The organism is Streptomyces sp. PsTaAH-124 (assembly GCF_000373685.1).
GTDB lineage: Bacteria > Actinomycetota > Actinomycetes > Streptomycetales > Streptomycetaceae > Streptomyces > Streptomyces andamanensis.
In genome coordinates this window covers 210,041-220,993 of the sequence record NZ_KB892166.1, presented here as the reverse complement: position 1 = coordinate 220,993, position 10,953 = coordinate 210,041, and the positions used below count along the sequence as shown (strand labels likewise).

Sequence of the window (10,953 nt, the reverse complement as noted above, 5' to 3'; positions counted from 1 at the left end):
ATGTTCCCCCGGTTCACAGCGTCCTCGCTGTGTTTTCTTCAAAGGAACCTCGTCCCGACCATGACGGCCGGAGACGGGGTATCAACATATCTGGCGTTGACTTTTGGCACGCTGTTGAGTTCTCAAGGAACGGACGCTTCCTTTGTACTCACCCTCTCGGGCTTTCCTCCGGGCGCTTCCCTTCGGTCTTGCGTTTCCGACTCTATCAGATCTTTTTCCGATCCGATTTCCTCGGTGCTTTCCAGGTTCCCGCTTCCGCGTTTCCCTTTCCGGCGGTTCCGACTTTATCAGAAGTTTGGAGCCGGTCTGACCGGGCTTCGTTTTCCGATTCATCGGGGCTTCTCAGGAATCTGAATGACGAATGACTCCGGAAGCGGATAGATGTTCACTGTTGCCCGCCTGCCGGACCAGTAGGTCAGCTCCAGGCAACTGTTCGAATCTACCTCCCCACCCGCTCCGTGTCAACGGCTCCGGTGGGGCGAAGAGGACACTAGCAGCTCAGCGGACGGAAACGCACATCAGGCGGCCGTCGGCACGGTGGCGCTTCGCTCGGCTGCCGCCAGGTCTCCCGTACCGCTGGCGCGTACGGCTCGGCCGCCGAGGACGTACACGTAGGTCAGGAACGCCGCCTCGGCGACGACGCCGATGCCGATGCGGGCCCAGGTGGGCAGGCCGGACGGGGTGACGAAGCCTTCGATGGCGCCGGAGACGAACAGGACCAGGGCGAGTCCGATGACCATGCCCACGGCGGCCCGTCCTTCTTCGGCGAGCGCGGCGCGACGCGTGCGCGGGCCCGGGTCGATCAGCGTCCAGCCGAGGCGCAGTCCCGTACCGGCGGCCACGAAGACCGCGGTCAGTTCCAGCAGGCCGTGCGGGAGGACCAGGCCGAGGAAGGTGTCCAGGCGTCCGGCCGAGGACATCAGGCCGATGCCGACGCCCAGGTTGAGCATGTTCTCGAAGAGGACCCACAGGACCGGCAGTCCCAGGAAGACACCGAGGACCAGGCACATCGCGGCGGCCTGGGCGTTGTTCGTCCACACCTGCGCGGCGAAGGCGGTCGCGGGATGGTCCGAGTAGTAGGTCTCGTACTCACCGCCGGGGCGCGTGAGCTGCCGTAGCTCACTGGGGGCCGCGATGGTGGCCTGCACCGCCGGGTGGGTGCCGATCCACCAGCCCAGGAGTGCGGCGACGACGGTGGACAGGAGTGCCGTGGGCACCCACCAGTGGCGTGCCCGGTAGACCGCCGCGGGGAAGCCCTCCAGCAGGAACCGGGTGACGTCGCGCCACGAGGCCCGCCGGGTCCCGGTCACCGCCCCGCGCGCGCGGGCGACGAGCTGGCTGAGCCGGGCGGTCAGCAGCGGGTCGGGGGCGCTGGAGCGGATGAGCGACAGATGGGTGGCGGCACGCTGGTAGAGGGCGATCAGCTCGTCGGCCTCCGCACCGGTGAGGCGGCGTCGGCGGGCGAGCAGCGCTTCGAGGCGGTCCCACTCGGCTCGGTGGGCGGAGACGAAGACGTCCAGGTCCATCGTGTCTGCCTGCTCCTCGGCTGGTTGGTCGGCGGTCCGTCGGATGTGTCTGCTTGTCCTACTGCGACGCGACGGTCCTCAGCTTGGCAGACTGGCAGTTCTCGGGGCAGGCCAGGGAAGGGCGGCAGAGCGTGAGTGAGCTGGTGACGGGCGAGGCGGTGGCGCTGGAGCTGCGCCCCGCGAGACTGCCCAGCAGGGCGCTGGCCGTCCTGCTCGACCTCGCTGTGACCGTGGCCGCCTACCTCCTGGTGAGCGTGGGGCTGCTGGTCGCCACGGCCTCGCTGGACGAGGCGGCGCAGGTCGCGCTGTCGATCGCGGCCTTCCTGCTGGTGCTGGTGGGCGGTCCGATCGCGGTGGAGACGCTCAGCCACGGGCGGTCCCTCGGGAAGCTGGCGTGCGGGCTGCGGGTCGTCCGGGACGACGGCGGGCCGATCAGGTTCCGGCACGCGCTGGTGCGCGGGGCGATCGGTGTGGTGGAGATCCTGATGACCTTCGGGGTCGTCGCCTGTATCGCCTCGCTGGTCTCGGCGCGGGGCCGGCGGCTGGGCGATGTGTTCGCGGGGACCCTGGTGGTGCGCGAGCGGACGGCGGCCGGCCGGATGTCCGCCGTGCCACCGCCGCCGCCCTGGCTGGCCGGGCGGTTCTCGGCGCTCGATCTGTCGGCGGTGCCCGACGGGCTGTGGCTGGCCGTGCGGCAGTACCTGACGCGGATGCAGCAGCTGGACCCGCGGGCCGGCTGGGACCTCGCGCAGCGGCTCGCCACCGATCTCTCCGCGCTCACCGGTGTTCCCGTACCGCCCGGGGTGCCGCCGGCGATGTACCTGGCCGCGGTGTTGCAGGAGCGGCAGGTGCGGGAGGCCCGGCGGGCGTTCGGGCACTCTCCCGCCGGGGGCGGACCCGAGGCGGCTCGTGCCTTCGTCGCGCCCCAGACGCCGCCCGCACCCTCCCCGGCTCCGGCTCTTTCTTCTCCTTCTCCCTCTTCTCCGTTCTCCCCGCCTTCCCCGCCTGCTTCTCCTGCCCTCTCGCCGTCTCCGGCGCCTTCCGACGCGGCGGACGTGGAGGCGCGGCGGCCCGCGACCGGGTTCGTGCCGCCCGCGTAGGGCCGGTCCGTGCCGCTCTCAGGCGTCGAAGGCGGACGGCGGTGACCTGAGGTCCTCCAGCTCGATGCCGGGGGCCGCCAGGACGACGTCGCCGGAGAGATGAACGGTGTGCCGTTCCCCGGTGTCCAGGGCTGTGACCTGGTACTCGTCCACGGTCAGGGGGCCGTTGTCAGTGGCGTGTGCTTCTCTCTTCACCAGGGCCCAGGACTGGTCCACGGTGCGGGGGGCGAGGACCGGATCCGTGAAGGTGACGAGGCGTACGCGGGTGGCGGAGGCCGAGGGGGTGAGGCGCAGGAGACGAGCGGTGGCGACGAGGAACGCGGGGGACGTGCCGGTGAAGGCGTGGGCGCGCACATTGCCTTCGGTGGCGTGGGTCCCGGTGGGGTCGGTGCGGACCCAGGTGACGCCGTCGAGGGCGGCGCCGCGCACCTGCCAGCCGCCCGCGTGGAGTTCGAGGCGGATGGGGCGGCCGAGTTCGTCGAGGGCGAGGTCGACGGAGCCGCGGTGCTCGCCCGTAGGGGCGGTGACCTGGGAGACGTAGCGCCAGCCCGAGGGGCCTGGTGCGCACTGGAAGTGTTCTTCGGCGAAGGGGGTGTGATCGTGCGGATCGTGGAGCGAATAGGTGCCGCGGGGCATGGGGTTCCTGGGGCTTGACGGGCCGGTCCGGTCAACGGGGCAGGCCCCCGGCACGGGGGTGCGGGGGCCTGTCCCGGAGGACCGGGGAACCGGAGCGCCGGGCGGGGCCGCGGGTGCGGCTCGCCCGGCGCCCGGGATCGGTCAGTGGTGCCTGCGGTCGGTCAGTAGCGGTAGTGGTCCGCCTTGTACGGGCCGTCCACGTCCACACCGATGTACGCGGCCTGCTCGGGGCGGAGCCGGGTCAGCTTCACGCCGAGCGCGTCCAGGTGGAGGCGGGCGACCTTCTCGTCGAGGTGCTTGGGCAGCACGTAGACGCCGGTCGGGTACTCGTCGGGCTTGGTGAACAGCTCGATCTGGGCCAGGGTCTGGTCCGCGAAGGAGTTGGACATCACGAACGACGGGTGGCCGGTGGCGTTGCCCAGGTTCAGCAGGCGGCCCTCGGACAGCACGATGATGACCTTGCCGTCCGGGAAGGTCCAGGTGTGGACCTGCGGCTTGACCTCGTCCTTGACGATGCCGGGGATCTTCGCGAGGCCGGCCATGTCGATCTCGTTGTCGAAGTGGCCGATGTTGCCGACGATGGCCTGGTGCTTCATCTTCGCCATGTCCGAGGCGAGGATGATGTCCTTGTTGCCGGTGGTGGTGACGAAGATGTCGGCGGTCTCGACGACGTCGTCCAGGGTGGTGACCTGGTAGCCGTCCATCGCGGCCTGGAGGGCGCAGATCGGGTCGACCTCGGTGACGATCACCCGGGCGCCCTGGCCGCGCAGGGACTCCGCGCAGCCCTTGCCCACGTCGCCGTAGCCGCAGACGACGGCGGTCTTGCCGCCGATCAGGACGTCGGTGGCGCGGTTGATGCCGTCGACCAGGGAGTGCCGGCAGCCGTACTTGTTGTCGAACTTCGACTTCGTCACCGCGTCGTTGACGTTGATCGCGGGGAAGAGGAGGGTGCCGTCGCGCTGCATCTCGTACAGCCGGTGCACGCCGGTGGTGGTCTCCTCCGTGACACCGCGGATCTCGGAGGCCAGCTGGGTCCACTTCTGGGGGTTCTCGCCCAGGGTGCGGGTCAGCAGCTGGAGGATGACGCGGTGCTCGTCGGACTCGGCGGTGTCGACCGAGGGGACCTTGCCGTCCTTCTCGTACTCGACGCCCTGGTGGACGAGGAGGGTGGCGTCGCCGCCGTCGTCCAGGATCATGTTCGGGCCGCCGGTGGGGGTGTCCGGCCAGGTCAGCGCCTGCTCGGTGCACCACCAGTACTCTTCGAGGCTCTCGCCCTTCCAGGCGAAGACCGGGATGCCCTGGGGGTTCTCGGGGGTGCCGTTCGGGCCGACCGCGATGGCGGCGGCGGCGTGGTCCTGGGTGGAGAAGATGTTGCAGGACGCCCAGCGGACGCGGGCGCCGAGGGCGACCAGGGTCTCGATGAGGACGGCGGTCTGGACGGTCATGTGCAGGGAGCCGGTGACGCGGGCGCCCGCGAGCGGCTGCTGCTCCGCGTACTCCTTGCGGATCGCCATCAGGCCCGGCATCTCGTGCTCGGCGAGGGTGATCTCCTTGCGGCCGAACTCGGCCAGGGACAGGTCGGCGACCTTGAAGTCCTGCCGGTTGTCGACAGTCGTCATTACGGGCTGCTCCTCGGGATCGGGTCGAGGTGGGTACGGCTGACCTGCGCGGCGGCGGGCACGAAGGCGCCCCTCAGGACACAGGCATGCCTGCCCGCGTGCGCGCAGCGCAGTCCGTCGGAGGCCCTCTCTCCCTCGGTCGGCCCGCTCCGGGGCCGCCCGACCGCCATCAGCAGCGACGTCTGGCTCTGACCCAAGCTACACCGCGGTACCCGGCGGCCCCCAGTCCGCCTCCGGCCGGATCCGGCCGTCCGGGGCGTCAGTGACCGGTGGCGTGCGGGTTCGGTCCGCCCGGTGTGGCCTCCGGGTCGGCGCCCCTGGCGGCCTCGGCCGCGCTGTAGACGTCGGGTTCGAGGTAGATGACGCGGGCGATGGGGACGGCGGCGCGGATGCGGGACTCGGCGGCGTCGATGGCGGCGGCGATCTCGGTGGCCGTGTCGTCGTGCTGGACGGCGATCTTGGCGGCGACGAGCAGTTCCTCGGGGCCGAGGTGGAGGGTGCGCATGTGGATGATGCCGGTGACGGTGTCGCCGTCGACCATGGCGTCCTTGATCCGCTCGACCACGTCGGTCCCGGCGGCCTCGCCGAGCAGCAGCGACTTGGTCTCGGCGCCCAGCACGAGGGCGATCAGGACGAGCAGCACACCGATGCAGACGGTGCCGATGCCGTCCCAGACGCCGTTGCCGGTGAGCAGCGCGAGGCCGACGCCGCCGAGGGCGAGGACGAGTCCGATCAGGGCGCCGAAGTCCTCCAGCAGGACCACGGGCAGCTCGGGTGCCTTGGCGCGGCGGATGAACTGCGGCCAGGAGAGCTTGCCGCGCAGCTCGTTGGACTCCTTGATGGCGGTGCGGAAGGAGTAGCCCTCGGCGCAGATCGCGAAGGCGAGGACGGCCACCGGCCAGTACCAGTTCTCCACTTCGTGCGGGTGGCTGATCTTCTCGTAGCCCTCGTAGATCGCGAACATGCCGCCGATGGAGAACAGCACGATGGAGACGAGGAAGGCGTAGACGTAGCGCTCGCGGCCGTAGCCGAACGGGTGCTGCTCGGTCGCCTCGCGCTGGGCCTTCTTGCCGCCGACCAGCAGCAGGAACTGGTTGCCGGAGTCGGCCACCGAGTGCACGCCCTCGGCGAGCATCGACGAGGAGCCGCTGAAGGCGAACGCCACGAACTTCGATACCGCGATCGCGAGGTTGGCGCCGAGTGCCGCCACGATCGCCCTGGTGCCGCCTGACGCGCTCATCTGTCCGCGTTGTCCCTTCGCCTTCGTGCTGCCGGTGGGTCATTGTTGCAGCCCCGTCCGGCGGCGGTGCGCCGGATCCGTACGGCGGGCAGGTACCGCGGACCACGGCAGGCGGGTACGGCGAACCGGTACGGCGGACGGGCCGTCGCGGACGGGACGGCCCGCGGCGGCCCGGTGGCCGGTCGGGGCTCGGGTGTCAGACGACGACCGTGGCGCGGAAGAGCGTGCCGGTGCCGGACACCTCGGCCTTCTCGGCCGCCGGGACGAACACCGACTGCCCCGGCGTCAGTTCCTCCTCGCCCGCCCGTACCGAACCGGCCGTGCAGAGCAGGATCTGCGGGGTGGCCAGGGTGAGATCGCGGGCCGGGGCGCCCTCCGGGAGGACGTAGCGGGAGAGGCGGAACTCGTCGATGGGCGTCTCGTAGACCTCCTCGCCGTCCGGGGCGGCCTCGGGGCGCAGCACACCGGGGTCGGCCGCCTCGAAGCGGACGATGCGCAGGAGTTCGGGGACGTCGACGTGCTTGGGGGTCAGGCCGCAGCGCAGGACGTTGTCGGAGTTGGCCATGATCTCCACGCCCAGGCCGTTCAGATAGGCGTGCGGGATGCCGGCGCCGAGGAACAGGGCCTCACCGGGCTGGAGCCGGACGTGGTTGAGGAGCATGGCGGCCAGGACACCGGGGTCGCCCGGGTAGTGGTGGGCGATGCCGGCGTACGGGGCGTGATCGCCGCCGAGGCGGGCGCAGGCGGTGGCGGCCTCGCCGACCGTGCGGGCCATCTCCGCGGGGTCGGCGGTGAGGATCGCGGTGAGCACCTCGCGCAGGGCCGCCTCCTCGGGGCGGGCGCGCAGCAGGTCGACGTAGGGCTTGAGGGAGTCCACGTCGAGGGCGGCGAGCAGCGCGGCGGCCTCGGCGGGCGCGCGGAAACCGCACAGGCCGTCGAACTCGGTGAGGGCGCAGATCAGTTCGGGCTTGTGGTTGGCGTCCTTGTAGTTGCGCTGCGGGGCGTCGGCCGGGACACCGCGGCGCTCCTCGTCGGCGTAACCCTCCCGGGCCTGGTCCAGGTCGGGGTGGACCTGGAGGGAGAGGGGGGCTCCGGCGGCGAGGAGTTTGAGCAGGAAGGGCAGGCGCGGGCCGAACCTGGCGACCGCCTCGGCGCCCAGTTCCCGCTCCGGGTCGGCGTCGATGACCGCGGCGAGGGTGCCGCGTCCGGTGCGCGAGGGGGCGCCGGGGTGGGCGCCCATCCACATCTCCGCCTGCGGTTCGCCGCTCGGTTCCACGCCCAGGAGGTGCGGGATGGCGGTGGTGGAACCCCAGGCGTAGGGGCGGACGGTGTTGTCGAGGCGGTCCATGTGTTTCTCTGTGTTTCTCTCTGCGATGCGGCACCTGGCACCCGGCGGGCCGGCCGGGTGCCGGGTGTCCGGTGTGCGGGTGTCCGGTGTGCGGGTGGCGGTTCAGGACCGGGAGACGAGCGCCAGGTAGACGGCGGCGAAGTCCGTGACGGCGATGAGTTCCGCGAGGGTCTCGATCTCGCCGCCGGGCTCCGGTTCCAGCTCGCTGATCGGCGTGTCGTGGCTGAGGGCCAGGTCACGGGCGGCGGGCGCGGCGGTGAGGCCGCCGAGCGGGCGGTCACGCAGCAGCACCACGCGCGCGTGCAGCGCGGGCCGTTCGTCGACGCGGTCGCGGAAGAAGTCGTCCGGGTCGGCGCTGGCGGCCAGCGGACCGGCGAGCAGGGCGCTGTGTTCGGCGAGTGCCTCGGGCAGTTCGGCGACGACGGCGGGGACGCCGGACAGCTCGGCGAGCCCGGCGGCGAACCGGCGGCCGGCGGGACCGGCCGCGACGCCCTCGGTCCAGATCACCGGGAGGGCGTCGGCCAGTTCGGCGGCGAGGGTCTTGGCCGGGTTGCTGTAGGTGGCGATGGCGGGCCCGCAGCGTTCGGCGATCTGGTCGAGCCGGTCGGCGGCGGCCTCCAGGGCGTCGGGCGGCGCGGTGAGCAGGCCGACGCGGTCCAGCAGCGCCAGCAGCGGGGTGAGCAGCGCCCACAGCACGCCGGGCGCGGATCCGGCGAGGGGTTCGTCGTGGTCGTAGGGGGCGGTCGCCATGGGGATGAACAGACCGTGGGCGCCTGCCACGGACTCGGCGAGCGGGGTGCCCGCCGGGGCGACGGCGACGACCGTGCAGCCGCGGCGGTACGCCTGTTCGGCGAGCGTGGACAGGCTCGGCTCGGTGCCGTCGGGGGTGGCGATCAGCAGGAGGTCCACGGAGCCGGCCCAGCCGGGCAGTTCCCAGCGCAGGGCGCCGGAGGCACTGGCGACGCCGGTGGGGGCCAGCCGGGTGACGGGGCTGCCGGCGCCGGCGAGGGTGCCGAGCAGGTCGGCGGCGTGGGTGGCGGCGGCGCCCGGTCCGGCGATCAGGACGGCGCGGGGGCGGCCGTCCGGTTGGAGGTCGCCCACGCCGGCCTCCGCGGCGTGCCGGGCGGCGGTGCGGACGCGGGCTCCGGCCTCGGCCGCGCCGCGGAGCAGTCCGCGGTGGTCGGCGTCGGCGAGCGCCTCGGGGGCGTCGAGCAGCGTTTCGTCGATCATGTGCGGCAGCCTCCGATCGGTGCCGATCGCCGGGCACCGGGGCGTCTGGACGGCGGGGGGTCGGGACGGCGGATCGTCGCGGCGGCGGGGCGGGCGGCGCGGGGGCGGCGCGACCTGAGGACGGCTGGGCGGCGGGGCGGCCGGGCGGCGGACGGTGCGTCGCCGTCGTCCCGTGTCCGGGCCGCGTTCCCGTCCGGGTGGGCCGGGCTTGCGTCCGGGGGGCCGGGGTCCCGGTTTGCGTCCGGGTGGGCCGGGCCTCCGGTCCTGCGGACCGTCCGTCCGGGGTTGCCGGACCCGTGCGGGGGCCGTACGGCCGGGTGGTGGACGCCTGCCGGTCCCGTCGGTCCCGGGCCGGTCGGCCCTCGGGTCCGCCTCGGCCCTCGGTCCGCCCCGGTGCTCGGTCCGCCCCGGTGCTCGGTCCGCCGGTTCCGGGGACCGGTTCGGTCCCCGGGGCGCCGGACTCCTCGGGGTGTCCGGTCGCGGCTGCCCGGTGCCGTGGCGGCGGTCAGGCCGGGCGGCGGGCCTCGTCCACCAGCAGGACGGGGATGCCGTCGCGGACCGGGTAGGCCAGACCGCAGTCCTCACCGGTGCAGATCAGCTCGGTGTCCTGCTCCTTGAGGGGGGCGTGGCAGGCCGGGCAGGCCAGGATCTCCAGGAGGCCGGCTTCGAGCGGCATGGGTGTTCCCTTCGGGACGCGGGGTGCGTATGGGGTTGTACGGACGTGCCTGGTCAGCGTACCGCCGGTCGGGGCGCCGGTGGCGGGGTCCGCCGGGGTGGCCGGTCAGCCCCTGATGATCTCCAGGACCTCGTCGCGGACCTTGGCCATCGTGGCCTCGTCGCGCGCCTCCGCGTTCAGCCGCAGCAGCGGTTCGGTGTTGGAGGGGCGGACGTTGAACCACCAGTCGGTGGCGCTGACCGTGAGGCCGTCGAGTTCGTCGAGGGTGACGTCGTCACGGCCCGCGTAGGCGGACCGGAGCGCGGCGAGGCGGGCGGCCTGGTCGGCGACGGTGGAGTTGATCTCTCCGGAGCCCGCGTAGCGGTCGTAGCGGGCGACCAGGGCGGACAGCGGCTTGTCCTGGCCGCCGAGCGCTGCGAGGACGTGCAGGGCGGCCAGCATGCCCGTGTCGGCGTTCCAGAAGTCCTTGAAGTAGTAGTGCGCGGAGTGCTCGCCGCCGAAGATCGCGCCGGTACGCGCCATCTCGGCCTTGATGAAGGAGTGGCCGACGCGGGTGCGGACGGGGGTGCCGCCGTTCTCCTTCACCACTTCGGGGACCGAACGGGAGGTGATCAGGTTGTGGATGACCGCGCCCCGGCCGCCGTTGCGGGCCAGTTCGCGGGCGGCGACCAGCGCGGTGACGGCCGAGGGCGGGACCGGGTCGCCGTGTTCGTCGACCACGAAGCAGCGGTCGGCGTCGCCGTCGAAGGCGAGGCCGAGGTCGGCGCCCTCGGCGCGGACCCGCCGCTGGAGGTCGACGAGGTTCGCCGGGTCGAGCGGGTTGGCCTCGTGGTGGGGGAAGGTGCCGTCCAGTTCGAAGTACATCGGGACGAGATCGACGGGCAGGCCGGTCAGAACGGTGGGGACGGTGTGGCCGCCCATGCCGTTGCCCGCGTCGACGACGACCTTCAGCGGGCGGATGGAGCTGACGTCGACGAGGGCGCGCAGGTGGGCCGCGTACTCCTCCAGCGTGTCCCGCTGGGTGACCGCTCCGGGGCGGTCGGCCGGCTGCGGGGCGCCCGACTCGCTCCAGCGCTCGGCGAGTTCGCGGATCTCGGCGAGGCCGGTGTCCTGGCCTACGGGGGCCGCGCCCGCGCGGCACATCTTGATGCCGTTGTACCGGGCCGGGTTGTGCGAGGCCGTGAACATCGCGCCCGGCAGGTCCAACGCGCCCGAGGCGTAGTACAGCTGGTCCGTCGAGCAGAGCCCGATCTCGGTGACGTCGACGCCGCAGCGCACCGCGCCGCGGGCGAAGGCGCGGGCCAGGCCGGGCGAGGAGGGCCGCATGTCGTGGCCGGTCACCAGGGCGCTCGCCCCGGTCACCCGGGCGAAGGCCGCTCCGAACAGCTCGGCCAGCGGCTCGTCCCACTGGTCCGGGACCACCCCGCGCACGTCGTACGCCTTGACGATCTGCGACAGATCAGCAGCCACGGCCAACCCTTCTGAAGTCCCTGTCGGTCCCCACAAACTACCCGTCCCGGGCGGTGCGGCCCGCGCATGAACCGGGTGCGGCACGAGTGCCGCCGGACACACCGACCG

Annotated in this window: 10 protein-coding genes; 1 reads left to right on the top strand and 9 read right to left on the bottom strand. The window is 72.6% G+C overall.

Going from position 1 to position 10,953, the window contains the following annotated elements; all coding sequences use genetic code 11:
- Positions 1-518: 518 nt before the first annotated feature.
- Positions 519-1,526, bottom strand: coding sequence for a stage II sporulation protein M (locus tag B086_RS0113830; RefSeq protein WP_018567009.1), 1,008 nt, complete (start codon positions 1,524-1,526; stop codon positions 519-521).
- A gap of 131 nt (positions 1,527-1,657) precedes the next feature.
- Between B086_RS0113830 and B086_RS0113825 the strand changes: the two genes are divergently transcribed.
- Positions 1,658-2,626: an RDD family protein gene (locus tag B086_RS0113825; protein ID WP_026252402.1), complete on the top strand. Its 969-nt coding sequence runs from the start codon at positions 1,658-1,660 to the stop codon at positions 2,624-2,626.
- 18 nt (positions 2,627-2,644) lie between these two features.
- Here B086_RS0113825 and B086_RS0113820 read toward each other — a convergent pair whose 3' ends face one another.
- The 8 genes from B086_RS0113820 to B086_RS0113785 form a co-directional block, all read right to left on the bottom strand.
- Positions 2,645-3,262 (bottom strand): hypothetical protein, encoded by a 618-nt coding sequence (locus B086_RS0113820; RefSeq protein ID WP_018567007.1) that lies wholly within the window; start codon positions 3,260-3,262, stop codon positions 2,645-2,647.
- A 161-nt stretch (positions 3,263-3,423) separates the two neighbouring features.
- Positions 3,424-4,881, bottom strand: coding sequence for an adenosylhomocysteinase (gene ahcY / locus B086_RS0113815; RefSeq protein ID WP_018567006.1), 1,458 nt, complete (start codon positions 4,879-4,881; stop codon positions 3,424-3,426).
- Entirely contained in the window at positions 4,881-5,078 is a 198-nt protein-coding gene (locus tag B086_RS0113810; RefSeq protein ID WP_018567005.1) for a hypothetical protein, read from the bottom strand. The genes ahcY and B086_RS0113810 overlap by 1 nt, the downstream gene beginning before the upstream one ends.
- Before the next feature lie 62 nt (positions 5,079-5,140).
- Entirely contained in the window at positions 5,141-6,121 is a 981-nt protein-coding gene (locus B086_RS0113805; protein ID WP_018567004.1) for a cation diffusion facilitator family transporter, read from the bottom strand.
- Between the two features lie 196 nt (positions 6,122-6,317).
- Positions 6,318-7,469: a mannose-6-phosphate isomerase, class I gene (gene manA, locus B086_RS0113800; protein WP_018567003.1), complete on the bottom strand. Its 1,152-nt coding sequence runs from the start codon at positions 7,467-7,469 to the stop codon at positions 6,318-6,320.
- Positions 7,470-7,571: 102 nt separating this feature from the next.
- Positions 7,572-8,699 carry an SIS domain-containing protein gene (locus tag B086_RS0113795; RefSeq protein WP_018567002.1) on the bottom strand — a complete coding sequence of 376 codons (1,128 nt, stop codon included), beginning with the start codon at positions 8,697-8,699 and terminating at the stop codon, positions 7,572-7,574.
- Between the two features lie 505 nt (positions 8,700-9,204).
- Positions 9,205-9,375, bottom strand: a complete 171-nt coding sequence (locus B086_RS42805) for a Trm112 family protein (protein WP_018567001.1) — start codon at positions 9,373-9,375, stop codon at positions 9,205-9,207.
- 105 nt (positions 9,376-9,480) lie between these two features.
- The gene (locus tag B086_RS0113785; protein WP_026252401.1) at positions 9,481-10,845 is read right to left on the bottom strand and encodes a phosphomannomutase/phosphoglucomutase; all 1,365 of its coding nucleotides are present in this window, start codon (positions 10,843-10,845) and stop codon (positions 9,481-9,483) included.
- Positions 10,846-10,953 lie beyond the last annotated feature (108 nt).

What these genes read in the sequence shown, in the direction of transcription:
- manA (WP_018567003.1), bottom strand. Translation starts at nt 7,469, where the DNA reads ATGGACCGCCTCGACAACACCGTCCGCCCCTACGCCTGGGGTTCCACC.
- ahcY (WP_018567006.1), bottom strand. Translation starts at nt 4,881, where the DNA reads ATGACGACTGTCGACAACCGGCAGGACTTCAAGGTCGCCGACCTGTCC.
- B086_RS0113805 (WP_018567004.1), bottom strand. Translation starts at nt 6,121, where the DNA reads ATGAGCGCGTCAGGCGGCACCAGGGCGATCGTGGCGGCACTCGGCGCC.
- B086_RS42805 (WP_018567001.1), bottom strand. Translation starts at nt 9,375, where the DNA reads ATGCCGCTCGAAGCCGGCCTCCTGGAGATCCTGGCCTGCCCGGCCTGC.
- B086_RS0113830 (WP_018567009.1), bottom strand. Translation starts at nt 1,526, where the DNA reads ATGGACCTGGACGTCTTCGTCTCCGCCCACCGAGCCGAGTGGGACCGC.
- B086_RS0113795 (WP_018567002.1), bottom strand. Translation starts at nt 8,699, where the DNA reads ATGATCGACGAAACGCTGCTCGACGCCCCCGAGGCGCTCGCCGACGCC.
- B086_RS0113820 (WP_018567007.1), bottom strand. Translation starts at nt 3,262, where the DNA reads ATGCCCCGCGGCACCTATTCGCTCCACGATCCGCACGATCACACCCCC.